The sequence below is a fragment of the Arhodomonas sp. SL1 genome (genome assembly GCF_052060015.1).
Classification (GTDB): Bacteria; Pseudomonadota; Gammaproteobacteria; order Nitrococcales; family Nitrococcaceae; genus Arhodomonas.
Genome location: NZ_JBPODZ010000002.1, coordinates 296,481 through 323,230, shown reverse-complemented (window position 1 = coordinate 323,230; position 26,750 = coordinate 296,481). Strand labels below are relative to the sequence as shown.

General features: G+C 70.4%; 27 protein-coding genes. 16 read left to right on the top strand and 11 right to left on the bottom strand.

Annotation, left to right across the window (positions count from 1 at the left end):
- Positions 1 to 8: 8 nt before the first annotated feature.
- The 5 genes from ACQ754_RS05300 (at position 9) to ACQ754_RS05280 (ending at position 7,812) form a co-directional block, all read left to right on the top strand.
- Positions 9 to 3,734: a YhdP family protein gene (locus tag ACQ754_RS05300; protein ID WP_440995959.1), complete on the top strand. Its 3,726-nt coding sequence runs from the start codon at positions 9 to 11 to the stop codon at positions 3,732 to 3,734.
- Entirely contained in the window at positions 3,724 to 4,563 is an 840-nt protein-coding gene (locus ACQ754_RS05295; protein WP_440995958.1) for a carbon-nitrogen hydrolase family protein, read from the top strand. Before ACQ754_RS05300 ends, ACQ754_RS05295 begins: the two co-directional genes overlap by 11 nt.
- Positions 4,560 to 6,017, top strand: coding sequence for a metalloprotease TldD (gene tldD, locus ACQ754_RS05290; protein ID WP_440995957.1), 1,458 nt, complete (start codon positions 4,560 to 4,562; stop codon positions 6,015 to 6,017). The genes ACQ754_RS05295 and tldD overlap by 4 nt, the downstream gene beginning before the upstream one ends.
- A 10-nt stretch (positions 6,018 to 6,027) precedes the next feature.
- Positions 6,028 to 7,377 carry a metalloprotease PmbA gene (gene pmbA, locus ACQ754_RS05285; protein ID WP_440995956.1) on the top strand — a complete coding sequence of 450 codons (1,350 nt, stop codon included), beginning with the start codon at positions 6,028 to 6,030 and terminating at the stop codon, positions 7,375 to 7,377.
- Between the two features lie 87 nt (positions 7,378 to 7,464).
- Positions 7,465 to 7,812, top strand: coding sequence for a type 1 pili tip component (locus ACQ754_RS05280; protein ID WP_440995955.1), 348 nt, complete (start codon positions 7,465 to 7,467; stop codon positions 7,810 to 7,812).
- Positions 7,813 to 8,027: 215 nt separating this feature from the next.
- Here the strand turns inward: ACQ754_RS05280 and ACQ754_RS05275 are convergent, their stop codons facing one another.
- The 3 genes from ACQ754_RS05275 to ACQ754_RS05265 all read right to left on the bottom strand — a co-directional run bounded on the left by ACQ754_RS05275 (position 8,028) and on the right by ACQ754_RS05265 (position 9,472).
- On the bottom strand, positions 8,028 to 8,831 hold the full coding sequence (locus ACQ754_RS05275) for a peptidylprolyl isomerase (RefSeq protein WP_440995954.1): 804 nt from the start codon (positions 8,829 to 8,831) through the stop codon (positions 8,028 to 8,030).
- Positions 8,832 to 8,894: 63 nt separating this feature from the next.
- The gene (locus ACQ754_RS05270) at positions 8,895 to 9,176 is read right to left on the bottom strand and encodes a BolA family protein (RefSeq protein ID WP_440995953.1); all 282 of its coding nucleotides are present in this window, start codon (positions 9,174 to 9,176) and stop codon (positions 8,895 to 8,897) included.
- The gene (locus ACQ754_RS05265) at positions 9,173 to 9,472 is read right to left on the bottom strand and encodes a YciI family protein (protein WP_440995952.1); all 300 of its coding nucleotides are present in this window, start codon (positions 9,470 to 9,472) and stop codon (positions 9,173 to 9,175) included. The genes ACQ754_RS05270 and ACQ754_RS05265 overlap by 4 nt, the downstream gene beginning before the upstream one ends.
- Before the next feature lie 137 nt (positions 9,473 to 9,609).
- On the opposite strand from ACQ754_RS05265, the gene ACQ754_RS05260 reads away from it, so the two are divergent.
- The 6 genes from ACQ754_RS05260 to ACQ754_RS05235 all read left to right on the top strand — a co-directional run bounded on the left by ACQ754_RS05260 (position 9,610) and on the right by ACQ754_RS05235 (position 14,457).
- Positions 9,610 to 10,236 (top strand): L-threonylcarbamoyladenylate synthase, encoded by a 627-nt coding sequence (locus ACQ754_RS05260; protein WP_440995951.1) that lies wholly within the window; start codon positions 9,610 to 9,612, stop codon positions 10,234 to 10,236.
- 72 nt (positions 10,237 to 10,308) lie between these two features.
- Positions 10,309 to 11,526, top strand: coding sequence for a tryptophan--tRNA ligase (locus ACQ754_RS05255; protein ID WP_440995950.1), 1,218 nt, complete (start codon positions 10,309 to 10,311; stop codon positions 11,524 to 11,526).
- Complete coding sequence (locus tag ACQ754_RS05250; protein ID WP_440995949.1) at positions 11,526 to 12,377, top strand: segregation and condensation protein A; 852 nt, start codon at positions 11,526 to 11,528, stop codon at positions 12,375 to 12,377. The genes ACQ754_RS05255 and ACQ754_RS05250 overlap by 1 nt, the downstream gene beginning before the upstream one ends.
- Positions 12,370 to 12,954 carry an SMC-Scp complex subunit ScpB gene (gene scpB / locus ACQ754_RS05245; protein WP_440995948.1) on the top strand — a complete coding sequence of 195 codons (585 nt, stop codon included), beginning with the start codon at positions 12,370 to 12,372 and terminating at the stop codon, positions 12,952 to 12,954. The genes ACQ754_RS05250 and scpB overlap by 8 nt, the downstream gene beginning before the upstream one ends.
- On the top strand, positions 12,951 to 13,787 hold the full coding sequence (rluB, locus tag ACQ754_RS05240) for a 23S rRNA pseudouridine(2605) synthase RluB (protein WP_440995947.1): 837 nt from the start codon (positions 12,951 to 12,953) through the stop codon (positions 13,785 to 13,787). Before scpB ends, rluB begins: the two co-directional genes overlap by 4 nt.
- A 10-nt stretch (positions 13,788 to 13,797) precedes the next feature.
- Positions 13,798 to 14,457 carry an endonuclease III domain-containing protein gene (locus ACQ754_RS05235; RefSeq protein WP_440995946.1) on the top strand — a complete coding sequence of 220 codons (660 nt, stop codon included), beginning with the start codon at positions 13,798 to 13,800 and terminating at the stop codon, positions 14,455 to 14,457.
- A 14-nt stretch (positions 14,458 to 14,471) separates the two neighbouring features.
- Here the strand turns inward: ACQ754_RS05235 and ACQ754_RS05230 are convergent, their stop codons facing one another.
- Positions 14,472 to 15,056 carry a hypothetical protein gene (locus ACQ754_RS05230; RefSeq protein ID WP_440995945.1) on the bottom strand — a complete coding sequence of 195 codons (585 nt, stop codon included), beginning with the start codon at positions 15,054 to 15,056 and terminating at the stop codon, positions 14,472 to 14,474.
- Positions 15,053 to 15,907, bottom strand: a complete 855-nt coding sequence (locus tag ACQ754_RS05225; protein WP_440995944.1) for an alpha/beta hydrolase — start codon at positions 15,905 to 15,907, stop codon at positions 15,053 to 15,055. The genes ACQ754_RS05230 and ACQ754_RS05225 overlap by 4 nt, the downstream gene beginning before the upstream one ends.
- A gap of 145 nt (positions 15,908 to 16,052) precedes the next feature.
- Here ACQ754_RS05225 and ACQ754_RS05220 point away from each other — a divergent pair, with 145 nt between their 5' ends.
- On the top strand, positions 16,053 to 16,256 hold the full coding sequence (locus ACQ754_RS05220; protein WP_440995943.1) for a dodecin family protein: 204 nt from the start codon (positions 16,053 to 16,055) through the stop codon (positions 16,254 to 16,256).
- A gap of 67 nt (positions 16,257 to 16,323) precedes the next feature.
- Here ACQ754_RS05220 and ACQ754_RS05215 read toward each other — a convergent pair whose 3' ends face one another.
- The 6 genes from ACQ754_RS05215 to ACQ754_RS05190 all read right to left on the bottom strand — a co-directional run bounded on the left by ACQ754_RS05215 (position 16,324) and on the right by ACQ754_RS05190 (position 21,252).
- Positions 16,324 to 16,782, bottom strand: coding sequence for a hypothetical protein (locus ACQ754_RS05215; protein WP_440995942.1), 459 nt, complete (start codon positions 16,780 to 16,782; stop codon positions 16,324 to 16,326).
- An 81-nt stretch (positions 16,783 to 16,863) separates the two neighbouring features.
- Positions 16,864 to 17,637 (bottom strand): SDR family NAD(P)-dependent oxidoreductase, encoded by a 774-nt coding sequence (locus ACQ754_RS05210; RefSeq protein WP_440995941.1) that lies wholly within the window; start codon positions 17,635 to 17,637, stop codon positions 16,864 to 16,866.
- A gap of 2 nt (positions 17,638 to 17,639) precedes the next feature.
- Positions 17,640 to 18,509, bottom strand: a complete 870-nt coding sequence (locus tag ACQ754_RS05205) for a squalene/phytoene synthase family protein (protein ID WP_440995940.1) — start codon at positions 18,507 to 18,509, stop codon at positions 17,640 to 17,642.
- Positions 18,510 to 18,527: 18 nt separating this feature from the next.
- Positions 18,528 to 19,190, bottom strand: coding sequence for an HAD-IA family hydrolase (locus tag ACQ754_RS05200; RefSeq protein ID WP_440995939.1), 663 nt, complete (start codon positions 19,188 to 19,190; stop codon positions 18,528 to 18,530).
- A 2-nt stretch (positions 19,191 to 19,192) separates the two neighbouring features.
- The gene (ubiG, locus tag ACQ754_RS05195) at positions 19,193 to 19,918 is read right to left on the bottom strand and encodes a bifunctional 2-polyprenyl-6-hydroxyphenol methylase/3-demethylubiquinol 3-O-methyltransferase UbiG (protein ID WP_440995938.1); all 726 of its coding nucleotides are present in this window, start codon (positions 19,916 to 19,918) and stop codon (positions 19,193 to 19,195) included.
- Positions 19,919 to 19,929: 11 nt separating this feature from the next.
- Positions 19,930 to 21,252: a TRZ/ATZ family hydrolase gene (locus tag ACQ754_RS05190; protein ID WP_440995937.1), complete on the bottom strand. Its 1,323-nt coding sequence runs from the start codon at positions 21,250 to 21,252 to the stop codon at positions 19,930 to 19,932.
- A gap of 121 nt (positions 21,253 to 21,373) precedes the next feature.
- On the opposite strand from ACQ754_RS05190, the gene mtnA reads away from it, so the two are divergent.
- The 4 genes from mtnA to serC all read left to right on the top strand — a co-directional run bounded on the left by mtnA (position 21,374) and on the right by serC (position 26,735).
- Positions 21,374 to 22,435 (top strand): S-methyl-5-thioribose-1-phosphate isomerase, encoded by a 1,062-nt coding sequence (gene mtnA / locus ACQ754_RS05185; RefSeq protein WP_440995936.1) that lies wholly within the window; start codon positions 21,374 to 21,376, stop codon positions 22,433 to 22,435.
- Complete coding sequence (locus tag ACQ754_RS05180; protein WP_440995935.1) at positions 22,414 to 22,977, top strand: peptidylprolyl isomerase; 564 nt, start codon at positions 22,414 to 22,416, stop codon at positions 22,975 to 22,977. The genes mtnA and ACQ754_RS05180 overlap by 22 nt, the downstream gene beginning before the upstream one ends.
- A 75-nt stretch (positions 22,978 to 23,052) precedes the next feature.
- Positions 23,053 to 25,587 (top strand): DNA gyrase subunit A, encoded by a 2,535-nt coding sequence (gene gyrA, locus ACQ754_RS05175; protein ID WP_440995934.1) that lies wholly within the window; start codon positions 23,053 to 23,055, stop codon positions 25,585 to 25,587.
- Between the two features lie 65 nt (positions 25,588 to 25,652).
- Entirely contained in the window at positions 25,653 to 26,735 is a 1,083-nt protein-coding gene (serC, locus tag ACQ754_RS05170; RefSeq protein ID WP_440995933.1) for a 3-phosphoserine/phosphohydroxythreonine transaminase, read from the top strand.
- Positions 26,736 to 26,750 lie beyond the last annotated feature (15 nt).

Sequence of the window (26,750 nt, the reverse complement as noted above, 5' to 3'; positions counted from 1 at the left end):
CCCCGCTCGTGGAAACCGCTCGATCGACTCGCCTGACAAGCCTCCTGCTCTACACCCTTGCCGCAGCCCTCGCCCTCGTCGCCGCGGCCGGGCTGGGCCTGCGCCTGGCGGTGGCCCATGCGGACCGGTTCGTACCGGTGATCGAGTCCCTGGCGACCGAGGCCATCGGGGAACCGGTGCGGGTGGAGGGGGCGAGCGGGCGGATGCGGGGCTGGATCCCGGAGCTGCGCTTCACCGGGGTGAGCGTCGGCAGGGGGGACACCAGCCTGAGCCTTCCGGCGGTCACCGTCACCGTGAGTCCGTGGGAGTCCCTGTGGAGCGGGGGGCTGCGTACCCGCCGCCTCATTGCCGAGGGTAGCGCCCTGACCCTGATCCGCGAGCCGGGTCGGGGGCTGCTGCCGGCGGCCATGGACCTGGGCACGGTGCCTTTGGCGCTGTTGCCGGAGCGCCTGACCCTGCGTGACGGGGTGGTGCGCCTGGTGGATCCCACCGGCTTGCGGGCCGTGGTCCTCACCGGGGTGCGGGCGGAATTGGTGCATGGTGGCGGTGAGGTGGAGGTGGCCGCCGAGGGCGACGCCCCGGGGGTCGCCGAGGGTACGGTCCGGCTTGCCTATCGCGGGAGCACGGATGGCGCGGACGGTCGCGGCCACCTCAACGCGCGCAGTGTCCGCCTGCCGGTGCTCGGGGACTGGTTGCCGGCGGGTCTGCGCCCGGAGGGCCTCGCCGGAGAGGCGGACCTCCGGTTGTGGTCGCGCCGGGCGGGCGGCCGGTTGAGCGACGTCCAGGGCGAGCTGGCCGGCCGCGATCTTCGGCTCCACGGCGTCACCTTGGACGCACTGGCCGGGAAGGGCGAGTGGCGGCCGACCCCCGAGGGGTGGCGGCTAAACCTCCGGGACTGGCGCTGGGCGGCCGTCGGCGACCAGGGCCGCGTCGATGCCGCGGTGCTGGCCCGTGACGCGGATGCGTGGCGGTTTGCCGCCCCCCGACTCCGTGTGGCCCCCCTGCGGGCGCTGGCCCTTGCGGTGCCGGCCCTGCCGGAGGGGGGGCGGCAGGTGCTCGAGGCCCTGGAGGGCGCCGGGACGGTGACGGGGTTGCGTGCCGGCCTTGCCGGCGACGACTGGCGTGTCGAGGCCGCGTTGTCCGGCATGGCGGTGTCCTCGAAGGGCACCCGGCCGGGTATCAGTGGGCTGGCGGGCGAGGTGGTGGCCGCCGACCGTGGCGGGCGCCTGCGCCTACGGGCGGTGGACGGTGCCCTCGAGCAACCGGCCCTGTTCCGGGAGGCGCTGCCCTTCGATGAGCTCTCCGTTGCCGGGCGCTGGCGCCATCGCGACGACGGGCGCTGGCGCATCCACCTGCCGGAGCTTCACTGGCAGTCCGCGGACGGTGAGCTGACCGGGGGTGCCGCCCTCTGGCTGGGGGGCGCCAAAGGCCCCTTTCTGGACTTCTCCGCCCGGCTCCGTGATGGTGAAGGGGCACGGGTCCCCCGATACCTGCCCGCCGGCATCATGGAGGACAAGCTGGTGGATTGGTTGGATCAGGCCTTCGCCGGCGGTCGTGCCCCGCGAACGGATGTCCGCTTCTACGGGGACCTGTCGGCCTTTCCGTTCCGCGGCGGCGCCGGCCTGTTCCGGGTGGACGCCCGCGTTGAGGACGTCACCTTCAGCTTCCACCCGGAATGGCCGCAGGTGCGTGGCAGCGCCGATCTGCTGTTCGAGAATGAGCGCATGCTCGTCCGCGCCGATGCCGCGCGCTACCGGGATGCCCGCCTGATCGCGGGTACCGCGGAGATCCCGCGCATGGGCAAGGGCGCGGAACTGCGTCTGGATCTGGAGGCCGAGGGGCCGGCGGCGGACGGTCTGGCCTTCCTCCGCGCCGCCCCGATCACCCGCCGCGCGCCGCCCATCCTGGACGCCCTGCGGGTGGACGATCGCATCGAGCTGTCCCTGGGTGTGGCCTTCCCGTTGGGCGACCCCGAGGCGGTCGAGGTCCGCGGGGCGGTCGATCTTGACGACGCGCTGGTCACCCTGGCCGACCGGTCCCACCGGTTCTCCGCCGTTACGGGGCGTATCGAGTTCAGTGAGCGCGGCCTCTCCTGGGAGGCCCTGCGCGGGCGCTTCGCCGGCGAGGCCTGGGAGAGCCGTGCCCGGACCGTCGACAGCGGCGACGGCACGCGCGTCCTGGTGGACACCCGCCTGCGGGCGGCCCCTGCGGACCTGCTGCCCGGGCGGGAGGGCATCGACGGCCTGGCCCCCGGAACGGCGGACTGGACGGTCTCGGTGGACAGCCCCGGTTTTCCGCCGCGGGGGGGCGAAGGGCCGGTACGCGTGGCCATCCGCTCCGATTTGCGCGGGGTCGCCGTCGCGGCACCGCCCCCCCTGGGCAAGGACGCGGAGCAGCCGCGAGCGCTGGATATCCATGCCCTCCTCGACGGCGATGGCCCCTCGCAACCCGTCGAAATCCGGCTCGGTGACGCGTTGGACGCGCGGCTGCGCCTCGATGACGCCGGGGAACTCTCCGCGGTGGCGGTGGGCCTCGGCGGCGGGGAGGCACCGGCGCTGCCGTCCGCCGGTACCCGGATCACCGGACGGCTAGGGGTCCTGCGGCTGGCAGGGCTTCGCGGGGATATCGGTGCCGGGGTGATGCCGTTGCCGCTCACCGCCGACCTCACGCTCGGGAGCGTGGTCGCCGGGGGGTTCGGGGCCGGCGAGGTGGATCTCTCCGCCCGCGTGGACGGGGACGGCTGGCGGGCCCGGCTGTCGGGGGAGGCCATCGCCGGCGAGCTCAGTGCTGTCGACAGCGGACGCCTGGAGGCGCGGCTCGCGCACCTGCGGCTCCGCCGTCGGGATGACGCGGACGCACCGGATCCGGATACCGCCCTTCGCGCGCTGCCGGCGCTGTCCTTCGAGGTCGGGGAGATGGTGATCGACGAGCGCGTGCTCGGCCGGATCGCGGTGGAGCTCCGGGCGGCCGGGGTGCGGAACCGGCTGCAACAGCTGATGGTCGAAAATGATGTCCTGGAACTCTCGGCCAGCGGCGAGGCGGACGGCGAGGGGGTGCGCCTGGACCTGGAGGCCAGCAGCCGTGACGTCGGCGCGGCCCTGGGGCGGTTCGGCTACGAGGGGGTACTCGAGGGGGGCGTCGGCGAGCTCGATGCCACCGTGTCCTGGCCGGGCCGGCTCACCGCCCCCGAGCTCGCGGCCACGGACGGGCGCCTGTCGTTCACGGTCACCGACAGCGTGGTGCCCTCGGTGGAGCCTGGGGCGGGGCGGGTGCTGGGGCTGTTCAGCCTGCCCCTGCTGCCGCGGCGACTGTTGCTGGACTTCTCGGACGTCACTGACGAGGGCCTCGCGGTCGACCGCGTGGAGGGCCGTTTCGAGCTCGCCGACGGCATCCTGGAGCCGGACGAGTTCTTCCTGGAGGGCCCCGCCGGGCGCATCGTAATCGCGGGGCCGGTGAACCTGGTGGAGCAGACCCTGGATCAGACGGTCACCGTCACGCCGGGGGTCTCCTCAGCGCTGCCGGTGATCGGCGGGCTCGCCGGGGGGCCACAGACGGCGATACTGATGTTTCTCGCGCAGCGGGTATTCGGCGAGCAGATGGACCGCATCAACCGCTATCAGTATCGGGTGACCGGGCCCTTTGAGGACCCCAAGGTGGAACCGGTGAAGATCGAGCGCGGCGACGGGGACGACAATGGGCTCAGGGGCGGGAGGCCCGGGATGAATGCACGCTGAAGCGACCGTGGCGGTCATCGAGATGACCTCCGGCGACCAGGTCTCCGCCAACCTGGATTTCGCCGCCGACGCGGTCCGCGCTGCCGCCGCCGAGGGCGCGGCGCTGGTGGTGCTGCCGGAGAACTTCGCCTTCCTCGCTGCCGATCCGCGCGCGAAGTTCGCGGTGGCGGAGGCCGACGGAGAGGGGCCGATCCAGCGCTGGCTGGCGCAGACGGCGGCACGTCACGGCGTGTGGCTGGTGGGCGGCACCATCCCCCTGTGGGCGCAGGGCGGCGACAAGGTCCATGCGGCCTCGCTGGTCTTCGACGGCGCCGGGGCGCGGCGTGGGCGTTACGATAAGATCCACCTGTTCGACGCCGAGGTGGCCGCCGGTGAGGGCTACCGCGAGTCGGACACCTTCGCCCCCGGTCAGGCGGTGGCAGTGGTGGACACGCCCATCGGCAGGCTCGGCCTGGCGGTCTGTTACGATATCCGTTTCCCCGAGTTGTTTCGGGCACTCGCCGACAAGGGGTGCGTCGCTGTAGCGTTGCCGTCGGCGTTCACGGTGCCCACCGGCCGGGCCCACTGGGAGGTCCTGGTCCGGGCGCGGGCGATCGAGAACGGGCTCTGGCTGCTGGCGCCGGGGCAGGTCGGCGAGCATCCGGGCGGACGGCGCACCTGGGGGCACAGCCTGATCGTCGACCCCTGGGGTACACCCGTCGCCGAGGGCGACGGGCCGGGTGCCTGGACGGCGGTGGTGGATGCGGCCGCGGTGGCGCAGGCGCGGCAGCGAGTACCGGCGTTGCAGCACCGTCGGGGCACGGTATACGCGAATGGAGGTGAGCGATGACGAGCGATGTCGGCGAGCGCAACCTGGGGGTCGCCCGGGACTGCCTGCTGGCCCCGGCAGGGCTGGACGAGGGTGGCCTCGATCGGGTCTTCGGCCAGCTCATGGGCCCCGGGGTGGACGCCGCGGACCTGTACTTCCAGCAGCGCCGTCACGAGGGCTGGACCCTGGAGGACGGGATCATCAAGGAGGGCAGCCGCAACCTCGACCAGGGGGTGGGCGTGCGTGCCATGAGTGGCGAGCAGACCGGTTTCGCCTACTCCGATGAGATCGCCATGCCAGCGCTGCTGGAGGCCTCCAGCGCGGCGCGGGCGATCGCCCGGCAGGGCCAGTCGGGCCGGCTGCAGGCCTGGCAGCGGCGGGATGGGCGCGCCCTCTACCAGCCGCTGAACCCGCTGGAGACCCTCTCCGCCGATGACAAGGTGGCGCTGCTGCGCTCGGTGGACGCCGAGGCCCGGCGCCAGGACTCCCGCGTGGAGCAGGTCATCGTCAATCTCTCCGGCGTGCACGATGTGGTGCTGGTGGCCGCCGCCGACGGCAGCCTGGCCGCCGACGTGCGGCCCCTGGTGCGGCTGAATGTCACCGTCCTCGCCAGCGATGGCGAGCGCCGGGAGAGTGGCATGGCCGGCGGCGGCGGCCGCACCGGCTACGAGTTCTTCGCCGATGACCAGCGCTCGCTGGGTTATGCCCGGGAGGCGGTACGCCTGGCGCTGCTCAAGCTGGATGCGGTGGAGGCGCCGGCGGGGACCATGCCGGTGGTCCTGGGGCCGGGCTGGCCGGGGGTGCTGCTGCACGAGGCGGTGGGTCACGGCCTCGAGGGCGATTTCAACCGCAAGGGTACCTCGGCCTTCGCCGGCCGTCGCGGCGAGCGGGTGGCCTCGCCGCTGTGCACCGTGGTGGACGATGGCACCCTGCCGGGGCGGCGCGGCTCGCTGAACGTCGATGACGAGGGCAACCCGAGCCAGTACAACGTCCTCATCGAGCGCGGGATCCTCACCGGCTACATGCAGGACAGCCTCAACGCCCGGCTCATGGGCGAGGCCCCCACCGGCAACGGCCGGCGGGAGTCCTATGCCCACCTGCCCATGCCGCGGATGACCAACACCTACATGCTCCCCGGCCCCCACGAGCCCGGTGAGATCATCGCCTCGGTGGAACGCGGCCTTTATGCGGTGAACTTCGGCGGCGGCCAGGTGGACATCACCTCGGGCAAGTTCGTGTTCTCGGCGAGTGAGGCCTATCTCATCGAGCACGGCCAGGTCACGCGGCCGGTGAAGGGGGCCACCCTCATCGGCAACGGACCGGACGTGCTCACCAAGGTCTCCATGGTCGGCAACGATCTCGAGCTCGACGGCGGCATCGGTACCTGCGGCAAGGACGGCCAGAGTGTCCCCGTGGGGGTGGGGCAGCCCACGCTGAAGGTGGATGCCCTCACCGTCGGCGGCACCCAGGCATAGGGGGGAGGCAATGAGCGGCAACGACGACACCCGAGCACTGCCCGCGGTGGCGGAGCTGAGCGCCCTGGTGGAGCAGGCCCTGGCCGACGCCCGTCAGCGTGGCGCCAGTGCCGCGGAGGTTTCCGCGAGCGCCAGCCAGGGGCTGTCCGTGAAGGTACGCCAGGGAGAGGTGGACACCCTGGAGCACATGCGTGACCGCGGCCTCGCTGTGGGCGTGTACTTCGGCCAGCGCAAGGGGGAGGCCAGCTCCTCGGACTACAGCCCGGCGGCGATCCGCGAGGCCGTCACGGCGGCCTGTGAGATCGCCCGTCACACCTCCGAGGACCCCTGTAGCGGGTTGGCCGACGCCGAGCTCATGGCCGGCGAGGTTCCGGACCTGGACCTGTATCACCCCTGGGGGATCTCCGCGGAGGACGCCATTGCCCTGGCCCGGGAGACCGAGGCCGCGGCGCTGGCCGTGGACCCACGGCTGACCAACTCCGAGGGCGCCGAGGTCTCCGCCGGCGAGGGGGTACGGGTCTACGGCAACAGCCATGGTTTCATCGGCGGCTTCCCGGCGAGTCAGCACGCCCTGAGCTGCGTGGTCCTGGGCCGCGAGGGCGATGCCATGCAGCGGGACTTCTGGTATACCGCCGCCCGCGCCCCGGAGTGGCTGCAGGCGGCCGCCGAGGTGGGCCGCGAGGCCGGTCGGCGCACTGCGGCCCGCCTGGGGGCCCGGCGATTGTCCACCCGGGAGGTGCCGGTGATCTTCGACCCGGCCACCGCCCGCGGGCTCATTGGCCATTTCGTGGGCGCGGTCTCCGGCGGCAGCCTCTATCGCCGTGCCTCCTTCCTGGTGGATCACCTGGATCGGCCGGTCTTCCCCGCCGGTTTCTCCATCCGTGAGGAACCCCATATCCCGGGTGCCCTGGGCAGTGCCCCCTTCGACGCCGAGGGGGTGGCGACCCGGCAGCGGGAGCTGGTCACCGACGGTGTCCTCCGCAGCTATGTCCTCTCCAGCTACTCGGCGCGCAAGCTCGGCATGCAGACCACGGGTAACGCGGGCGGGGTGCACAATCTCACCGTGGCCCCCGGCGAGAAGGCGCTGGAGGAGCTCATCGCGGAGGTCGGCGAGGGATTGCTGGTCACCCAGCTCATGGGCCAGGGGGTGAACACGGTCACCGGCGACTATTCCCGCGGTGCCAGCGGGTTCTGGATCGAGGGTGGGGAGATCGCCTATCCCGTCGAGGAGATCACCATTGCCGGCAATCTGGCGGAGATGTTCCGTCGCATCACCGCCGTGGGGCGGGATGTGGACACCCGGGGCAGCATTCGCACCGGCTCGCTGGTGGTGGAGGGGATGACCGTCGCCGGGGAATGAGGTCGGCGGCTTGTAACACTACCGCGATGGTGCCATGTTCACGGCGGGGCGGATGCCCGCCGGATCCTGACTGGAGGGGGAAACTCGATGAAGCTTCGCGATCTGCTCGAGCGCTGGGAGGAGTCCGCCAGCGAGGCCCGGACACCCAACCACTATCGCGTGCGGCTGCCGGTGCACGACGCCGCCAAACTGGCGGCCCTGGCGGAGATGTATCCGGGCCGCTCGGAGGAGCAGATCATCACCGACCTGCTGTCCACCGCGCTCGACGAGATCGAGGCGGCCTTCCCGTACGTCCAGGGCCAGGGGGTGGTCGCCGAGGATGAGCAGGGGGATCCCATCTACGAGGACGCGGGGCTGACCCCGCGCTTCCAGGCCCTCACCCGCAAGCACCTGGAGCGCCTGCAGGCGGGCGAGGACGCCGAGGGCCGGGCGTAGGCGCCGGCCCCCATCCGCCCCGCGCCTGTAGGAGCCGGCCTTGCCGGCGAACCATTCGCCCGCAGGTCGGGGCCTACGTTCGCCTGCAGGTCGGGCCCCGGCGTTCGCCTGCGGGCAGGCTCCTACAGGGGGCCGTTCCGCTTGGTAGGAGCCGGCCTCGCCGGCGAACCGTTCGCCTGCAGGTCGGGCTCCGGCGTTCGCCTGCAGGCAGGCTCCTACTCGTTGGCCCAGTCGGCCTGGTAGTCGATCTCCGCGGACTCGCGGCGCTCCTGGACCATCTGCTGGATCTTGCGCTGGGCGATGCGCTGCTCGAGCTCGCCGCGCACTTCCTCGAGCTTGGGCGGTTCCGCCTTGCGGACGTCCTCGAGCTGGATGACATGCCAGCCGAACTGGGTCTCCACCGGCTCGCTCGAGTACCTGCCGGGCTCCAGGGCGGCCACTGCCTCGCTGAATGCGGGCACCATCTGCTCCGGGTTGAACCAGCCGAGGTCACCCCCGCGCTCACCCGTGGGGCCGGTGGAGTGCTCTTGGGCGAGTGCGGCGAAATCGGCGCCGTCGTCGAGCTCGGCGATCAGGCTTTCGGCCGTGGATTCCTCCTCGACGAGGATGTGGCGGGCCTTGAACTCCTCGCCGCCGGACTGCTCGGCATACTGCTCGTCATAAGCCGCTTGGATCTCCTCGTCGGAGACCTGCTCCTCGCTGATGCGCTCGATCAGCCCCCGGGCCAGCACCGCGCGGCGGGTATTGGCGAGCTCGGCCTGCACCGCCGGGTCGTCGGCGATGCCGCGCCCCTCGGCCATCTGCGCGAGCAGCTGCAGGTCCACCAGCTGTTGCAGGAACTGCCGCTTCTGGGCGTCCGGTAGCTGCCCACTCCGCCCCTGGGTGCGCTGGTCGAGGGCCTGGTCGAACTGCTGCTGGGTCAGCACGTCCCCGTTGACGCTGACCACCGGCTCCTGGGCATGGAGACTGCCGGCGGTGGCCACCGCGAGACCGATGCCGATGAGGAAATGACGTTTCATGCTCTCTCCCTTCGCTGTTGTCGGATGGGGTCCGCGGACCCCGGGAATCCACCGGGTGGCGACTCAGCCCACCGCCTCGGCCGGCGTGAGCGCCTGGATGCTCAAGGCATGGATGACGTCGTTGCGCATGGCGTCACCCATGGCCGCGTAGACCATCCGATGCCGGGCGATGGTTCCCCGGCCTTCGAAATCCGGACTGATGATGCGCACACGGTAATGGCCTCCGCCGGCGCGGGCGCCGGCGTGGCCGCGGTGGAGGTGGCTGTCGTCGATCACCTCGAGACCCTCGACGGTGAGTGCCGCCCGTAGCCGCTCCTCGATGAGCTCCACCCGTTCCCGGCTCACGGGAGCACCCGCTTGAACGGGCGGACCGTCACCGCGCGGTAGACACCGGCGGCCACGTAGGGGTCGCGGTCCGCCCAGCGCTGGGCATCGTCGAGGGAGTCGAACTCGGCGATGATGACGCTGCCGGCGAATCCCGCGGGGCCGGGGTCCTCGCTGTCGATGGCGGGCATGGGCCCGGCGAGCAGCAGCCGCCCGTCGTCGCGCAGCGCCTCCAGGCGGGCGAGGTGCTCATCACGGGCGCCGGCCCGCGCCTCGAGGCTGTCCTCGCTGTCCTCGCTGTAGATCACGTAATACATCGCCCCGTGCTCCTCTGGCCAGGAAACGCTCGGACTCTATCACATCGTACCGGGGCGCCGATGTAGTGCTGTGGTCAGCGCCCTCGCCGCCGTTACACTGCACGGCAGGGGCATGCCCACACGTGCAAGGAGGTGTGATGAGCCAGTTCTTCCAGATCCATCCGGAGACGCCGCAATCGCGGCTGGTACGGCGCACGGTGGAGATACTGCGCGCCGGCGGGGTCATCGTCTATCCCACCGATTCCACCTATGCGCTGGGTTGTTGCATGGGGGAGAAAGAGGCCGTGGAGCGGATCCGCGAGCTGCGCCGGCTCGGCGATAACCACAACTTCACCCTGGCCTGCCGGGATCTCTCCGATATCGGTGTCTACGCCCGGGTGGACAACAACACCTTCCGGTTGCTCAAGGCCCACACCCCCGGCCCCTTCACGTTCGTGCTCCCGGCCACCAGTGAGGTGCCGCGCCGGCTGCAGCACCCCAAGCGCCGTACCATCGGGATCCGGGTGCCCGACCAGCGGGTGGCCCAGGCGATCCTCTCCGAGCTCGGCGAGCCGCTGATGACCACCTCCCTGCTCCTGCCGGGCGAGGAGCTGCCGTTGACCGACGCCGAGCTCATCCGCGAGCGGCTGGGATCGCGGGTGGATGCGGTGGTCGATGGCGGGCCGGGGGGCATGGAGCCGAGCACCGTGGTGGATCTCACCGGTGACGCCCCGGTGGTGGTACGCCGCGGCGCGGGGGATGCGGCGCGGTTCGAGGGCGGTTGACGCTGCGTTGCGACGGCGGCGCGGTTATCATGGGCGGTCTTGTTACTGGGGCCAGCGTACAGGGGAGGCGATTTGGTTAGCCACGATACGCAGGGGACGCGGGTGCTCTCCGGCATGCGACCGACGGGCCGGCTGCACCTCGGGCACTATCACGGGGTGCTGAAGAACTGGGTGGAGCTGCAGCGCGAGCATGAGTGCTTCTTCTTCATCGCCGACTGGCACGCGCTGACCACTGCGTACGACGAGCGCGAGATCATCGCCGAGAATGTCTGGGACATGGTCATCGACTGGCTCGCCTGCGGGGTGAACCCGTCGCTGTCCCACGTGTTCATCCAATCCCGGATCATCGAGCACGCGGAGCTCCACCTGCTGTTGTCCATGATCGCGCCGCTGGGCTGGCTGGAGCGGGTGCCCACCTACAAGGACCAGATCGCCAATCTCCGGGAGAAGGACCTGGCGACCTACGGCTTCCTCGGCTATCCGGTGCTGCAGAGCGCGGACATCCTCATCTACCGCGCCGCCGCGGTGCCCGTGGGCGAGGACCAGGTCTCCCATGTCGAGCTCACCCGGGAGCTGGCCCGGCGGTTCAACTATATGTTCGGCCGCGAGCCCGGCTTCGAGGACAAGGCCGAGGCGGCGGTGCGCAAGATGGGCAAGCGCAATGCCCGCGACTACCGGGCGCTGCGCAAGCGCTACCAGGAGCAGGGGGACAGCGAGGCCCTGGAGTCCGGTCGGGCGTTGCTCGCGGGCCAGCAGAACCTCACCCTCGGTGACCGCGAGCGGCTGCTCGGTTACCTGGAGGGGGGTGGCCGGACCGTGCTGCCGGAGCCCGAGGCGCTGCTGACCCCGGCCCCGCGCATGCCGGGGCTCGACGGGCGCAAGATGTCCAAGTCTTATGGCAATGCCATAAGCCTGCGCGAGGAGCCCGACGAGGTATCGCAGAAGATACGGACCATGCCCACCGATCCGGCCCGGGTCCGGCGTACCGATCCCGGAGAGCCCACCAAGTGCCCGGTCTGGGAGTTCCACAGGCTCTACTCCGACGAGGGCACCCAGGAGTGGGTGCTCGAGGGTTGCCGCTCGGCGGGGATCGGCTGCCTGGAGTGTAAGGCGCCGGTGATCGACGCCGTGCAGGCGGAGCTCGAGCCCATCCGTGCGCGTGCCCGGGAATGGCAGGAGGACCCGGAGGCCGTCCGGCGGGTGGTCGCCGACGGCTGCGGCGAGGCGCGCACGGTGGCCCGGCAGACCATGAAGGAGGTCCGCGCCGTCATGGGGCTGGACTATCGCTGATGGGGCCGGAGCAGCCCGCGGGCGTCACCGGGGATGGCGAGCCCTCCGCTGCCGAGGCGCTGGCCCATGTACGCGGCGAGCCGCTCACCGAGCTCCCGCGGGATCTCTATATCCCGCCCGACGCCCTGGAGGTGTTCCTGGAGGCCTTCGAAGGGCCACTGGATCTCCTGCTCTACCTGATCCGGCGCCAGAACCTGGATATCCTGGATATCCCCATCGCCGAGATCACCCGGCAGTACATGCGCTACATCGAGCTGATGCGCGACCTGCGCCTGGAGCTGGCGGCGGAGTACCTGGTCATGGCCGCCATGCTCGCCGAGATCAAATCGCGCATGCTGCTGCCGCGGCCACCGGTGGTGGAGGACGAGGAGGCGGACCCCCGGGCGGAGCTGGTGCGGCGGCTGCAGGAGTACGAGCGCTTCAAGCACGCCGCCGAGGAGATCGATGCCCTGCCCCGGGTGGGCCGGGACGTATTCCCCGCAGCAGCAGCCGCCCCACGGCGACAGCCCGTGGCGGTGCCCCCGGAGGTGGGCCTGGACGAGCTGCTCGCCGCCTTCGCCGGGGTGATGGAGCGGGCGCGCCTGCATCGCCATCACCAGGTCCGCGAGGAGGCGCTGTCGGTGCGCCAGCGCATGAGTGAGACCCTGGTGCGCCTGTCCCAGCAGCGTTTCACGCCGTTCGTCGCTTTGTTCACGCCGGAGGAGGGGCGGGACGGGGTGGTCGTGAGCTTCCTCGCCATCCTAGAGCTCCTCAAGGCGGGGCTGGTGGAGGTGGTGCAGGCCGAGGAGCTCGGTGCCATCCACCTGCGCGCCACCGGCGAGGCCTCGGAGCCGGAGCCTGCCGATGGCTGAGCCTTCGCTCAAGCATATCGTGGAGGGGGCGCTTCTCGCCGCCGGAGAGCCACTGTCGCTGGAGCGACTGCGCGGGCTTTTCCCCGAGCACGAGGCCCCCCAACCCGCGGAGATCCGGGCGGCCGTCGAGGAGCTGGCAGGGGACTACGCCGGCCGCGGCGTGGAGGTCACCGAGGTGGCCAGCGGTTACCGCATCCAGGTCAGCGAGGCCCTGGCCCCCTGGGTGGGGCGACTCTGGGAGGGGCGCGCCGGGCGCTACTCCCGGGCCGTACTGGAGACCCTGGCCATCATCGCTTACCGCCAGCCCGTAACCCGGGGGGAGATCGAGGAGGTGCGCGGCGTGAGTGTCTCCACCACCATCATGCGCACCCTGCAGGATCGGGGCTGGGTGCGGGTGGTGGGTCATCGGGACATGCCCGGGCGGCCCGCCCTCTACGGCACCACCCGGGCGTTCCTGGACTATTTCAATCTTCGGGGGCTCGACGAGCTGCCCACCCTGATGGAGCTCCGTGACCCCGACCAGGCCCATCCGGAGCTGGATCTGCAGTTGCCCGGCGAGGCGGAGGAGCGAGGATGACGGTGGCCGCTGGCGACGAGAAGCTGCAGAAGGTGCTGGCCCGGGCGGGTCTGGGCTCGCGCCGGCAGATGGAGACCGTGATCCGGGACGGGCGGGTACGGGTGGATGGCCGGATCGCGCGCCTCGGTGACCGGGTGGGCGCGTCGGCACGGATCACTGTGGACGGGCGTCCCCTGGCCCGGGAGGCCGCGGCGGCGCCGCCGCGGCGGGTGATCGCCTACCACAAGCCGGCGGGGGAGGTGACCACGCGCTCCGATCCGGAGGGTCGCCCCACGGTGTTCCGCCGCCTGCCCACGCCGCGGCAGGGTCGCTGGATCGCCGTGGGGCGGCTCGACGTGAACACCTCCGGGCTGTTGTTGTTCACCACCGACGGCGAGCTCGCCAACCGGCTGATGCACCCACGCCACCAGCTGCCGCGGGATTACGCCGTGCGCGTCTTTGGCGCGGTCACCCCGGAGGTGATCGCACGCCTGCTCGAAGGGGTCGCCCTGGAAGAGGGCACGGCACGGTTCGACTCCATTCAGCCGCTGTCGCCGGAGGACGATGCCGCCAACGAGTGGTTCCGGGTGCGCCTGCGCGAGGGGCGGCGCCGGGAGGTCCGGCGATTGTGGGAGTCCCAGGGTCTGACCGTGAGTCGCCTGATCCGGGTCCAGTTCGGCCCCGTCCATCTGCCGCCGGGGCTGCGTCAGGGTCGACACGTGGAGCTCAAGCCCGGTGAGGTCCGGGAGCTCTGTCGCCTGGTGGGGCTTGCGGAGGAGCACCGCCCCGCGGTCGCCCCACGGCGTCGGCCGCCGCCCGGTGGCCGGTCCCGTCGCGGCGGTCGCCAGCGCTGAGGGGGGCACAATGGTGGAACGGCTGTTCGAGCGCCTTGATACCATATTCGGCGACCTCGGATGGTGGCCGGCCCGGGATGCCTTCGAGGTCGCGGTGGGTGCCGTGCTTACCCAGAACACGGCCTGGCGGAACGTCGAGCGGGCCATGGCCGCGCTCCGGGATGCCGGCATGCTGGACCCGGACGCCATCGTCGCCGCCCCGGACGACGAGCTCGCTGCGGCGATCCGGCCCTCCGGCTACTTTCGGGTGAAGGCGCGCCGACTGAAGGCGGTGTGCACGGGCTGGCGCGAGGCGGGGGGCGCGGCAGGGCTCGCCCGGCTATCCACGCCGGCGCTGCGGGAATACCTCCTCGCCCTGCACGGGGTGGGCCGGGAGACGGCGGACGATATCGTGCTCTACGGTTTCCACCGCCCGGTGTTCGTGGTCGACGCCTACACCTATCGCATCCTCGCCCGCTATGGCTGGCTCACCGACCGGCCGGGCTACGAGGGGCTGCGCCGGCGCCTGGAGTCCGCGCTGCCGGCGCCGGCGGCGGCCTACCAACGCCATCACGCCCAGATTGTCGCCCTGGGCAAGGATCATTGCCGGCCGAGCCCCCGCTGCAGTGCCTGCCCGGTGAGCGATATCTGCGCGCGTCACGGCGTGGATGGGGACCCGAAAGCCCGGTAGCGGACGCAGCGATCCTATTCCACCCGCCAGCAGCCGAACACGGGGTTGCCGCTGACCTCGAAGCCGAGCTCGCCGAGCCAGTCCGCGACGACGTGATTGGAGTTGTTGCCGAGGGTGTAGGGGCGGCGGTCATGGACGAACTCGAGATCGTAGTGGGGATTGTAGTGCAGGGTCTCGATCGCCGAGCGAAAGCGTGCATCCAGTCGTGATGCCAGGCGCTCGACCCGCGTGACCGGCGCCTGCAACGGATGAATACGCTGGATGACGACCGGCACCTGCCGCTGAATGGATGAGGGGACCGGCGGCCCTTGCAGTGCCTGGCGTGCCAGGGTGCCCTGGGTCTCCGTGAACAGGGTCGGAAAGGCCCGGCACAGCCCGGTCTCCCGGAGCGCGTACCAGCGCCAGTCCCCGTAGAGATAGCGGATCATCGAGCCGTCCGGGCGCGCTAGCACCAGGCTGATGTGGCGGCCGTGGTCGACCAGGAACACGGGTCTCGGGTTATCGACTTGGGCCGGCTCGGGCGCGACCACGGTCCCGGCACAGGCGGCAAGCAGGGTCAGGGCGATCAACGCGGGCAGGCGCTTGACGGTGTTGATCATCGCGGCTGTGCCGGTGGCGCCGACACGCGCCCGCTTGCGAGGCCGGCCTCCTCGAGGAACCCATCGATCCCTGCGAGGTAAGTCTGCCGCGATTCCAGGAAGCCGGTGTTGTGCCCGCCGTGGATGGCCAGCAGCCTCTTGGGCTCGTTCGCCGCGGCGTATACCGCGCGGCCCTCCGTGAAGGGGATGATCTCGTCCTCTTCGCTGTGGATGACCAGCAGCGGCGCCCCGATCTCCCGGACGTAATCCTCGGTGGCATAGTCGAAGCGCGCCAACCAGCGGGCCGGCAGGAAGGGATAGGTCTTCTGGGCGATCTTCGGCACCGAGCGGAACGGGGACTCGAGGATCACCGCCGCGGGCGCCACCTCCCGGGCCAGTTCCGCGGCCACCGCGGCGCCGAGGGAGCGTCCGAACAAGACCACTGTCTCCGCCGACTGTCCCTCCCGCTCCAGCAGCCAGCGCCAGGCCGCCCGCGCGTCCAGGGCGGTGCCTGTCTCCGACGGCCTCCCGTCGCTGCGGCCGTAACCGCGGTAATCGATGATCAGCACCGAGAGATCGAGCTCGTGGAACAGGCGGATGGAGTCGAGCCGGTGGGAGAGGTTGCCGGCGTTGCCGTGGAAGAATAGCAGCGTCGCCCGCGACCTCGTGGCCGGGACGTACCAGCCGTCCAACGTGATACCGTCCGCCGCCTGTAACGCGACCCGCTCGTAGTCCAGGCCGAGCCGTGCCGGCGTGGCGACGATTTCCGTGCCCCCGACATGGGGCAGATAGAGCAGGCGCCCCTGAAACGCCCAGAGCAGGATCACGAGCGCCCCGTAGGCGGCAATGACGATCAGCACAAACCGCATCATCGAGTCACGGAATGGGTTTCCCTCTGGTGAGGGTAGCACCGTGCCGGGACCGGCCGACCGATGCCATCGCACAGCAGCGAAAAGACGCCCGGTGTTTCCTATACTTACCGGTGCACCGCGACGCATCGAGAAAAAGGAGGCTCCCATGAGCGTGGCACGCACGACCGAACTCTCCGCTACCTCCGAAAAGGGTTTCGACGATGCCATCGAGCAAGCCCTGTCCCGGGCGACGAAAACCCTGCGCAACGTAAAAGGCGCCTGGGTGAAGGACCAGCTCGTTGAGCTGGAGAATGACCGGATCGCGCGCTACAAGGTCCACCTCATGGTGACCTTCGTGCTGGAGGACTGACTCGTGGCCGGGCCCCACCGAGGCAATCGCCCGGTGGGCCCGGTGGCGCTACGAGTCCAAAGGGCGCTCAGCCGCCGGGAGAGGTGCCGTTGCGGCGCGATGGGCGCGGGTTCTGGCGGATGGTCGCGACCTGTGGGCGCAGCGCGTCGGGTACGGGCAGGTATTCGCCGATAAGCAGTATCAACACGCCCGCCGCCTCTTCGCCGGTCGCGAATTCGGCCAGCCGCTCGGCGATGGAGGGACGCTCCAGGGCACCACCGAAGCCCTCCAACAGGTACACGCCGGGGTGGCGGCTGGCCCGGATGTAGGCAATTGCCTCCGGCGGCGTCTGTGTACGCGGGATTAGTATGGGCTCGGCCGCAAGACGGGACAGTCCGCCGCCGGGGCGCCAGTGATAGACGCTGCGTCCCGATCCCTGTGGCAGACGGCGGAATACCGCCACCAGCTGCGCCGGTTGGCCGGTTTCGATGCGCGCCAGCCGGTACCCCGATTCCAGTACCTTGTCGATAATCGCTGCGGCGTCCATGGGTTCCCCTGATCCCCCACCGGGTGGGCACTGTAAGACGGCACCGTGCGGGATGACTGTGACCGGTTTGGTAATTTGCCCTTACTGCCCGGCGGCGACCGCATAGCGGGCCGCCTGGGGGACGGGGGTGTGGCCGTCGAGCAGCGCCAGCAGTGCCGGTGCCACCGCCTCGGGCAGTGGCAATCGCGACGGGTCTTCGGCGGTGAACGCCTCCCGGCGCAGCTTGGTGTGCATGGCTCCTGGATCGACGCTGGCCAGTCGCAGCCCGGTGTCATCGGGGAGCTCGGCGGCGTAGGTGTGCATCAGCCCCTCCAGGGCCCATTTGGAGACGCCGTAGGCCCCCATGAACGGCATCCCGCCACGGCCGGCGCGGTCACTGATGAACAGCACCCGTCCCGCATCCGCGCGCTGGAGTAGCGGCGCGCAGCTGGCCAGCAGCAGGAAGGCGGCGTTGACGTTGACGTGGAGGGTGCGCAGCCAGATGTCCGGCGCGTACTGGGTCAGGGGGGCGGGGCGCCCGAGCTCGGCGGCGTTGAGCACCAGGCCCTCCAGACCGCCGACGCCGTCGCCGATGCGATCGGCCATCTCGCGGTAGTCGTCCGGCCCGGCGCCGGCCAGGTCCATGGGGTAGATGGCCGGCTCGGGGCCGCCGGCGGCGACGATCTCGTCGTAGACGGCCTCGGCGGCGGGCACCGAACGCTCCAGCAACACCACCACCGCCCCGGCGGCGGCGGCGGACCGGGCCAGGGCACGGCCGAGGCCGTTGCCGGCGCCGGTGACCAGGAGCCGGCGGCCGGCGAGGTCCGCGCTCGGCGGATTTTCCGGGGACAGCTCGGTGATGGGGCGGGGTTCCATGGTCATACTCCCTGAGTGTGGCCGCGGCCCCTCCGGCGCGCCCGGCGGGCGAAGCGCCAGGCATACCAGAGCTTGCGCAGCGGGGTGAGATGCTGGCGCCCCTGCAGCACGGGCATGCCCTCGGCGCGCAGGCGCGCGAGCAGGCGACGGTAGAGATGGGCGTGGGCGCTCATCGGCAGCAGGCGGAGGGCCTCGCCGGGGGGCACGTTGGCCAGGGCGCTGTCCAGGAAGGCCTCGATCCGTTCCGCCTGCGTGTCCAGGAAGGCGCGTACCTCCGGGTCGGCCGGGTGTTCGAGCAGGTCCCGGTGGCCGAGGCCCGCGTCCTCGAGCTCGTCGTCGGGGATCAGGCTATGGCCGCTCTCCAGCTGCGGCCGCAGCCGGCGGAGGCCGCGAATCAGCGGCAGGGCCATGCCGAGGTCGTGGGCGAACTGCGCGCTCGCCGCGGTGTCGGCACCGCAGGCCGCCACTGCCAGCCGCACCGGTGCGCCACCGACCCGATGGCAGTAGATGCTGAGCTCCCGAAAGCCGGGGTAGGCGCCGTATTCCAGGTCCATGGCCACGCCCTCGAGGAGCTCGGTGACGGCCTCGCGGGGCAGCGGGCGTTGGTCATGGGCCTCCCCCAGGGCGCGGGCCGCCGGGTGTTGGGCGGTGCCGGCCAGGGCCCGCTCGAGCTCCTCGCCCCACCAGTCGAGCTTGGCCCGCGCCACGCCGGGGTCGGAGACCTCCACGGGGATGGCGGTGAGCTCGGCGTGCACGGCATTGACGGCCAGCAGGGCCGCCCGGCTCGGCCCGTCCGGGGCAAACAGCAGCGCATAGTGGAGGCTGGAGCCCGGCGGGGCCACTCGATCGCGGCAGTATTGCTGCGGGTCCATCCGGGTTCCCCTCCGCGCTCAGCGCTCGAGCCAGTGCAGGATTTCCAGCGGATGGCCGATCAGGCCATCGGCGCCCCAGCGGGTGACCCGGTCCTCGGCGTGGACATAGCCGAACAGCGCCACCAGCGTCAGGGCGCCGGCAAGCTGGCCCGAAACCACGTCCCGTTGGGCATCACCCACCACCAGGCAGCGCTCCGGGGGCAAGTGCAGCGCGGCACAGCCGCGGAGCACGGGATAGGGGTGGGGTTTGCGCAACTTGAGGTCATCGCCGGTGACCAGGCAGCCGCTGCGCGTGGAGTAGCCCAGTGCCTCCAGCAGCGGCCGGGTCAGCCAGCCGGGCTTGTTGGTGACGATGCCCCAGGGCACGCCGAGTCGATCCAGCTCGGCGAGCAGGGTGTCCATTCCCGGAAAGGCACGGGTTTCCTCGTGGACGCGGTCGCGATAGAGGGTCAGCAGGCGCTCCCGTAGCCCGGGGAAACGCTCATCGGTGGGATCCATATCGAAACCGCGGCGCACCAGCGGGCCGCTGCCGTGGGAGACCGCGGTGGCCAGCAGTCCCGCGGGAATGGGGGGCAGATCGCGCTCGGCGCGGAGCGCGTTCACGCTGCCGACGAGATCGGGGGCAGTGTCCAGCAGTGTGCCGTCGAGGTCGAGGAGAACGCCACGGGCGAGGGGTGCCATCGTTATTCGTCGTTCTCCCCTTCCGCCCGGAATGCGGCGATGTAGTTCACTCGCGTGTCGTCACTGCGTGAGAAGCGCCGCGTCAAAGGATTGTAGCGTACGCCAGTGATGGCGCTCGGGCGCAGCCCGGCGCTTCGTGCCCAGGCCGCGAGCTCCGAGGGGCGGACGAACTGCCGGTAGTCGTGGGTCCCGCGGGGCAGCAGCCCGGCGATGTATTCGGCGCCGACCACCGCCAACAACCAGGCCGCGGCGTTACGGTTGATGGTGGAGAACACCACCGTGCCCCCGGGGGCGACCAGGCCCGCGCAGGCGTTCACCACCGAGGCCGGGTCCGGGACATGCTCGATCATCTCCAGGCAGGTGACCACCTCGAAAGCGCCGGGCAGCTCCTCGGCGAGGGCCTCCACGCTGGTGTGCCGGTAGTCGATGTCCAGCCCGCTCTCGCCGGCGTGCAGGCGGGCGATCCCCAGGCTCTGCTCGCCCAGGTCGATGCCGGTGACCCGGGCACCGCGGCGGGCCATGCCTTCGGCGAGGAGCCCCCCGCCGCAGCCCACATCGAGGACCCGGCGGCCGTGGAGCGGACCGGCCACTTCCTCGATGAAGTCCAGGCGCAGGGGGTTCATTTCGTGGAGCGGACGGAACTCGCCCTCCGGGTCCCACCAGTGGGGGGCGCTGCGGTCGAACTTGGCCAGCTCGTGAGGATCGGCGTTTTCGCGGCTCGGCGACATGACGGCCCTGCTCAGTCGGTGGACGGCTCAATGGTAGCACGCCACTCGCGGGCGCGGCGGATCAGCGCCGCCTCGTCAATGCCCGTTAGCACCCCGTCGTGGAGCAGATGACGGCCCGCCACCCAGGTGTCCCGGACCTGGTCGCGGGTGCTCGCGTAGACGACCTGGGAGAGGGGGTGATAGACGGGCTCGCTGACCAGGCCGTCCAGACGGATACTGATCATGTCCGCCTCCTTGCCGGGGGTGAGGCTGCCGATACGGTCGGCCAACCCCAGGGCCCGGGCGCCGCCGAGGGTGGCCGCGTGCAGGGCCCGGGCCGCCGGCAGTGCCGCCGGGTCCCGCGCCACGCCCTTGGCCAGCATGGCGGCGGTGCGCAGCTCGCCGAGCATGTCGAGGTCATTGTTGCTCGCCGGCCCGTCTGTGCCGAGGCCCAGGTTTACCCCCGCCGCCTCCAGCTCCGCCACTGGCGCCAGGCCGCTGGCCAGCTTGAGGTTGGACTCAGGGCAATGGACCACGCTGGCGCCGGTCTCGGCCAGGCGCCGAATCTCGTCGGCCTCCAGTTGGGTCATGTGAACCGCCACCAGCCCCGGTGTGACCAGGCCAAGACGGTCGAGTCGCCGTAGCGGGCGCTCCCCGGTGGCCGCCAGGCTCTGCTGAATCTCGTCGGCGGTCTCGTGGAGGTGGATGTGCACGGGCACGCCGAGCTCATCGGCGAGGGTCCGCAGCCGGGCGAGGTTGTCCTCGCCAACGGTGTAGGGGGCGTGGGGGGCAAAGGTGGTGGTGATCAGCGGGTCCTCGCGGTAATCGTCGTGGACCGCGAGGCCCTTGTCGATGTACTCATCGGCATCCTGGGCCCATGCGGTCGGGACATCGATGAAGATCATCCCCACCACGGCGCGGATGCCCGCCTGACTGGCGACGCGGGCGGTGACGTCGGGGAAGAAGTACATGTCATTGAAGCAAGTGGTGCCGCCGCGCAGCATCTCCGCGATGGCCAGCGCCGTGCCGTCGTGGACGAAGCCCGGGCCGACGTGGTCGCGCTCTGCGGGCCAGATGTGGTCGTTGAGCCAGCTCATCAGCGGGAGATCGTCGGCGAGGCCCCGCAGCAGGGTCATGGCGGCGTGGGTATGGGCATTGACGAGGCCGGGCATCACCGCGTGGCGGGGGCGTTCGTGCTCGACGCGGCCGGTGAAGGTGGCCCGGGCCTCGCTGGTGGGCAGGACCGCCCGGATCCGTCCGGCCTCGATCGCTATGCTGTGCTCCGCCAGGCAGGCCTCAGGGGGGTCCATGGGGATGACCCAGCCGGCGTGTATGACCTGATCCACCGTCTCCATTGCGCGCGGCTCCTCCATTGCTCGGTCTTGTTCGGGTGCTGGCGCGTCGCGGGGTGCTGCCCGACAGTGTGCGATAATCCGGGGTTGCGCGTAAGCCACCGGTGGAACGGGGACACAATTGATGAAGGAATCGGAGACCGGGGCCCATCGCCATGATGGGGTGCGTGCGGTGCGCTGGGACGACGGCGCCGGCGAGCTGGTACTGCTCGACCAGCGGGTGCTGCCGGAGCGGGTCCGCGAGTATCGCTGCGCCAGCGCGCAGGCGGTGGCCGACGCCATAACCGATATGGTGGTGCGCGGCGCGCCGGCCATCGGTATCGCAGCGGCCTACGGCGTGGTCCTCGCCGCCCGTGCGGGGGCCTTGGAGCAGGGTATCGAGGCATTGGCCGTCTCCCGCCCCACCGCCGTCAATCTTGCCTGGGCGCTACGGCGGATGCGCGCCGCGGCGGAGGGCGGTGTGGATGCCGAGGGGCTGCTCGCCGAGGCCCAAGCCCTGCATGCCGAGGACGTGGCGGCCAACCGCCGCATGGGCGCCATCGGCGCCGCCTATCTCGAGCCGGGCAGCGGGGTGCTCACCCACTGCAACACCGGCTCGCTGGCCACCGCCGGTTTCGGCACCGCCCTGGGCGTGATCCGCGCCGGGTGGGCCGGGGGTCGCGTCGAGCGCGTGTTCGCCGGCGAGACCCGGCCCTGGCTGCAGGGGGCGCGGCTCACGGCCTGGGAGCTGCTCGCCGACGGCGTGCCGGTTTCGCTGATCGCCGATTCCGCCGCCGCGGCGCTGATGCGCTCGGGGGCGGTGCAGTGGGTGATCGTCGGTGCCGACCGGGTCACCGCCAACGCCGACGTGGCCAACAAGATCGGTACCTATTCCCTGGCCCTGGCGGCCAGGGCCCATGGGGTCGGGTTCATGGTGGTCGCGCCGGTCTCTACCCTGGATGCGGATACGCGCAGCGGCGATGACATCCCCATCGAGCACCGCGATGCCGCCGAAGTCCTGGGTTTCGCCGGCCATAGGGTGGCGCCCGACGGGGCCACCGCCTGGAACCCGGTGTTCGATGTCACGCCGGCGTCGCTGGTGGACGTGCTGGTCACCGAACGGGGCGCCATCGAGCGCCCGGATGCCGCCTCCTTGGCGGCCCTTTTGCAAGCGGAGAGGACGGAATGCGGATCAAGCGAATCCTGAGCGCGCTGGCCCTGGCCGGCATGGCAGCGGGGCCCGCGGCGGCGGCTAACCCGGAGGTGGTGTTCCATACCAACCGGGGAGACATCCGCCTCGAGCTCTACGCCGAGCAGGCCCCGGTGACGGTGGAGAACTTCCTCGCCTACGTGGACGCCGGTTTCTATGACGGCACGATCTTCCATCGCGTCATCCCCGGCTTCGTCCTCCAGGGCGGCGGCTTCACCGAGGACCTGGAGCGCAGGGAGACCCGCGCGCCGATCACCAATGAGGCGGACAACGGGTTGAACAACGAGCGCGGCACCCTGTCGATGGCCCGAACCCAGGCGAAGGACAGTGCCACCTCCCAGTTCTTCATCAACCTCGCGGACAACGCTTTCCTCGACCATGGCGTGCGCGACTTCGGCTATGCGGTCTTCGCCCGGGTGGTGGAGGGTATGGACGTGGTGGATGAGATGGCGTCGGTGCCCACGGGCCGCCGCCAGGGCATGGCGGACGTGCCTCTGCAGCCCCTGCTGGTGGAGTCCGCCGAGCGGGTGGAGCCGTAACCGCGGAGGGAATGGGCGGTGTGTTAAAATGCTGTGTTCCGTGAAACCGCGCCATTAGCCGAGTGAGGGCCGTCGATGTCGAGCGTCGCCAGGGAGATTCTGCCGGTCAACCTCGAGGACGAGATGCGGCAGTCGTATCTCGATTACGCCATGAGCGTGATCGTGGGCCGCGCCCTGCCGGACGTGCGCGATGGCCTCAAGCCGGTGCACCGGCGCGTGCTCTATGCCATGCGCGAGCTCGGCAACGACTGGAACCGGCCGTACAAGAAGTCCGCCCGCGTGGTCGGTGACGTCATCGGTAAGTACCACCCCCATGGCGACTCCGCCGTCTACGACACCATCGTACGCATGGCCCAGGACTTCTCCATGCGCTACCTCCTGGTGGACGGGCAGGGCAACTTCGGCTCCATCGACGGCGACAACGCCGCGGCCATGCGGTACACCGAGGTGCGCATGAGCCGGATCGCCGGCGAGCTGCTCGCCGACATCGACAAGGAGACCGTCGATTTCATCGACAACTACGACGGCTCTGAGTCCGAGCCCACGGTGCTGCCCACCAAGGTGCCGAACTTCCTTGTCAACGGCGGCTCCGGCATCGCCGTGGGTATGGCTACCAACGTGCCGCCCCACAATCTCGGCGAAGTGGTGGACGCCTGTATCGCGCTCATCGACGATGACACGCTCACCGTCGATGACCTCATCGAATACGTCCCGGGCCCGGATTTGCCCACCGGTGGCATCATCAACGGCACCACCGGCATCCGCGAGGCCTACCGTACCGGCCGCGGGCGCATGGTCATGCGGGCCCGCTGCGAGTTCGAGGAGGAGGGCGGCAAGCCGCGGATCGTGGTCAACGAGCTGCCCTATCAGGTCAACAAGGCGCGGCTGCTGGAGAAGATCGCGGAGCTGGTCAAGGAGAAGCGCATCGAGGGTATCACCGAGCTGCGCGACGAATCCGACAAGCAGGGCATCCGCATGGTCATCGAGCTCCGGCGCGGCGAGGTGCCGGAGGTGGTGCTGAACAACCTCTACCAGCACACCCAGCTGCAGACGGTGTTCGGCATCAACATGGTGGCGTTGCACCAGGGCCAGCCCAAGCAGCACAACCTCCGCGATATACTCGACGCCTTCCTGCGTCATCGCCGCGAGGTCGTCACAAGGCGCACGGTCTTTGACCTGCGCAAGGCCCGGGATCGGGCCCACGTCCTCGAGGGGCTGGCGGTGGCGCTCGCCAACATCGATGAGGTCATCGCCCTGATCAAGGCCTCCCCGGGTCCGGCGGAGGCGCGGGAAAAGCTCGTGGCGCAGGCCTGGGCGCCGGGCATGGTCACGGGGATGCTCGAGCGCGCCGGCGCCGAGGCGTCGCGGCCGGAGGGGCTGGAGCCCCAGTACGGCCTCGTGGAGGGGGCCTATCGGCTCTCGCCGCAGCAGGCCCAGGCGATCCTGGAGCTGCGGTTGCACCGGCTCACCGGCCTGGAGCAGGACAAGATCCTCGACGAGTACCGCCAGCTCCTGGAGACCATCGAGGACCTGCTCGATATCCTCGGCAGTGGCGACCGGTTGATGCGCGAGATCCGCGACGAGCTGGTGAGCCTGCGCGAGCGCTACGGGGATGGGCGGCGCACCGAGATCCTCACCGACGAGCTGGATCTGACCACCGAGGACCTCATCCCGCCGGAGGATGTGGTGGTCACCCTTTCACACAACGGGTATGCCAAGAGCCAGCCGCTGGACAGCTACCAGGCGCAGCGCCGCGGCGGCAAGGGCAAGTCCGCCACGCGGATGAAGGACGAGGACTTCATCGATCAGCTGTTCGTGGCCAACACCCACGACCACCTACTGTGCTTCTCCAGCCGCGGCAAGGTATACCGGCTCAAGGTCTACGAGCTGCCCCACGGCAGCCGCAACTCCCGCGGCAAGCCGGTAGTGAACCTGCTGCCGTTGGAGGATGGTGAGCGCATCAGCGCGGTGCTGCCCATCCGCGAGTTCGATGACGAGCACTTCGTGTTCATGGCCACCCGCAATGGTACGGTGAAGAAGACGCCGCTGTCGCACTTCGCGCGGATCCGCTCCAGCGGGATCATCGCCGTGAACTTGATTGATGACGACACCCTGGTGAACGTCGGCGTCACCGATGGCGGCGGCGAGGTCATGCTGATCACCGACGCCGGCAAGGCGATCCGCTTCGCCGAGTCGGAGGTTCGGCCCATGGGGCGCACCGCCACCGGCGTGCGCGGCATCCGCCTGGAGCCGGGGCAAGCGGTGATTCGGCTGCTCATCCTCGGTGACGGCGACGTGCTCACCGCCACGGAGAATGGTTACGGTAAGCGCACCCCGGTGGCGGACTACCCCGTGCGCGGTCGCGGTGGCATGGGCGTGATCTCCATCCAGACCTCGGAGCGCAACGGCCGGGTGGTCGGTGCCGCCCAGGTGGTGGAGGGCGACGAGATCATGCTGATCACCAACGCCGGGACCCTGGTGCGCACCCGGGCGGACGAGGTCTCCAGCCTCGGGCGCAACACCCAGGGGGTGATGCTCATCCGGCTCACCGAGGGCGAGCACCTGGTGGGCGTGGCGCGCATCGAGGCGCTGGACGAGGAAGAGGAATGAATCAGCGCCGCGGGCCGATCGGCGCCGCGGCGATCGTTTTCGCAAGCTGTCAGGAGCGAGGTTTTATGTCGCGCGTGTACAACTTCAGCGCGGGTCCGGGGATGCTCCCCGAAGAGGTGCTGCAACAGGCCCGGGAAGAGCTGCTGGACTGGCAGGGCTCGGGCATGTCGGTGATGGAGATGAGCCATCGCGGCAAGGAGTTCGTCTCCATCGCCGCCGAGGCCGAGGCGGATCTGCGCGAGTTGCTTGCGGTGCCGGACAACTACAAGGTGCTGTTCCTGCAGGGTGGTGCCAGCGGCCAGTTCGCTGCCATCCCCATGAACCTGCTGCGCGGGCGCGGTTCGGCGGACTATGTGAACACCGGCAACTGGTCGAAGAAGGCCATCGCCGAGGCGCGTAAGTACTGCGAGGTCAACGTGGTCGCCGAGGGCGGCAACGAAGACCCCATGACCATCCCGGCGTTCGAGGGCTGGCAGCGCTCCAGCGATGCCGCCTATCTGCATTACACCCCCAACGAGACCATCAGTGGCCTCGAATTCCACTGGGTGCCGGAGATCGGGGAAGTTCCCCTGGTGGCGGACATGTCCTCGACGCTGCTCTCGCGGCCGGTGGACGTCTCGAAGTTCGGCCTGATCTATGCCGGCGCGCAGAAGAATATCGGCCCCGCGGGGGTGACGCTGGTCATCGTGCGCGAGGACCTGGTCGGCTCCGCCATGGCCGAGACCCCGGCGGTGTTCGACTACGAAAAGATGGCCGAATCCGACTCCATGGCCAACACGCCGCCCACCTTCGCCTGGTACATGGCGGGGCTGGTGTTCAAGTGGCTCAAGCGCCAGGGTGGCCTGGAGGCCATGGCCGAGATCAACAAGCGCAAGGCGGATAAGCTCTACGCCACCATCGACGACTCCGAGTTCTACCGCAACCCGGTGGATCCGGCCTGCCGCTCGTGGATGAACGTGCCCTTCGTGCTCGCCGACGAGTCGCTGAACGAGACCTTCCTCAGCGAGGCCAAGGCGGCCGGGCTCACCACGCTGAAGGGCCATCGAAGCGTCGGTGGCATGCGCGCGAGCATTTACAACGCCATGCCCGAGGCCGGCGTGGATGCGCTCGTCGAGTTCATGCAGGACTTCGAGCGCCGCCACGGCTGAGCCTGACCGAATCCG

What these genes read in the sequence shown, in the direction of transcription:
- ACQ754_RS05225 (WP_440995944.1), bottom strand. Translation starts at nt 15,907, where the DNA reads ATGATGCGGTTTGTGCTGATCGTCATTGCCGCCTACGGGGCGCTCGTG.
- tldD (WP_440995957.1), top strand. Translation starts at nt 4,560, where the DNA reads ATGACGAGCGATGTCGGCGAGCGCAACCTGGGGGTCGCCCGGGACTGC.
- ACQ754_RS05210 (WP_440995941.1), bottom strand. Translation starts at nt 17,637, where the DNA reads ATGGAACCCCGCCCCATCACCGAGCTGTCCCCGGAAAATCCGCCGAGC.
- ACQ754_RS05275 (WP_440995954.1), bottom strand. Translation starts at nt 8,831, where the DNA reads ATGAAACGTCATTTCCTCATCGGCATCGGTCTCGCGGTGGCCACCGCC.
- ACQ754_RS05295 (WP_440995958.1), top strand. Translation starts at nt 3,724, where the DNA reads ATGCACGCTGAAGCGACCGTGGCGGTCATCGAGATGACCTCCGGCGAC.
- ACQ754_RS05280 (WP_440995955.1), top strand. Translation starts at nt 7,465, where the DNA reads ATGAAGCTTCGCGATCTGCTCGAGCGCTGGGAGGAGTCCGCCAGCGAG.
- ACQ754_RS05220 (WP_440995943.1), top strand. Translation starts at nt 16,053, where the DNA reads ATGAGCGTGGCACGCACGACCGAACTCTCCGCTACCTCCGAAAAGGGT.
- serC (WP_440995933.1), top strand. Translation starts at nt 25,653, where the DNA reads ATGTCGCGCGTGTACAACTTCAGCGCGGGTCCGGGGATGCTCCCCGAA.
- ACQ754_RS05205 (WP_440995940.1), bottom strand. Translation starts at nt 18,509, where the DNA reads ATGGACCCGCAGCAATACTGCCGCGATCGAGTGGCCCCGCCGGGCTCC.
- ubiG (WP_440995938.1), bottom strand. Translation starts at nt 19,918, where the DNA reads ATGTCGCCGAGCCGCGAAAACGCCGATCCTCACGAGCTGGCCAAGTTC.
- ACQ754_RS05250 (WP_440995949.1), top strand. Translation starts at nt 11,526, where the DNA reads ATGGGGCCGGAGCAGCCCGCGGGCGTCACCGGGGATGGCGAGCCCTCC.
- ACQ754_RS05215 (WP_440995942.1), bottom strand. Translation starts at nt 16,782, where the DNA reads ATGGACGCCGCAGCGATTATCGACAAGGTACTGGAATCGGGGTACCGG.
- scpB (WP_440995948.1), top strand. Translation starts at nt 12,370, where the DNA reads ATGGCTGAGCCTTCGCTCAAGCATATCGTGGAGGGGGCGCTTCTCGCC.
- ACQ754_RS05190 (WP_440995937.1), bottom strand. Translation starts at nt 21,252, where the DNA reads ATGGAGACGGTGGATCAGGTCATACACGCCGGCTGGGTCATCCCCATG.
- ACQ754_RS05235 (WP_440995946.1), top strand. Translation starts at nt 13,798, where the DNA reads ATGGTGGAACGGCTGTTCGAGCGCCTTGATACCATATTCGGCGACCTC.
- ACQ754_RS05200 (WP_440995939.1), bottom strand. Translation starts at nt 19,190, where the DNA reads ATGGCACCCCTCGCCCGTGGCGTTCTCCTCGACCTCGACGGCACACTG.
- ACQ754_RS05265 (WP_440995952.1), bottom strand. Translation starts at nt 9,472, where the DNA reads ATGTATTACGTGATCTACAGCGAGGACAGCGAGGACAGCCTCGAGGCG.
- pmbA (WP_440995956.1), top strand. Translation starts at nt 6,028, where the DNA reads ATGAGCGGCAACGACGACACCCGAGCACTGCCCGCGGTGGCGGAGCTG.
- rluB (WP_440995947.1), top strand. Translation starts at nt 12,951, where the DNA reads ATGACGGTGGCCGCTGGCGACGAGAAGCTGCAGAAGGTGCTGGCCCGG.
- gyrA (WP_440995934.1), top strand. Translation starts at nt 23,053, where the DNA reads ATGTCGAGCGTCGCCAGGGAGATTCTGCCGGTCAACCTCGAGGACGAG.
- ACQ754_RS05230 (WP_440995945.1), bottom strand. Translation starts at nt 15,056, where the DNA reads ATGATCAACACCGTCAAGCGCCTGCCCGCGTTGATCGCCCTGACCCTG.
- ACQ754_RS05180 (WP_440995935.1), top strand. Translation starts at nt 22,414, where the DNA reads ATGCGGATCAAGCGAATCCTGAGCGCGCTGGCCCTGGCCGGCATGGCA.
- ACQ754_RS05260 (WP_440995951.1), top strand. Translation starts at nt 9,610, where the DNA reads ATGAGCCAGTTCTTCCAGATCCATCCGGAGACGCCGCAATCGCGGCTG.
- mtnA (WP_440995936.1), top strand. Translation starts at nt 21,374, where the DNA reads ATGAAGGAATCGGAGACCGGGGCCCATCGCCATGATGGGGTGCGTGCG.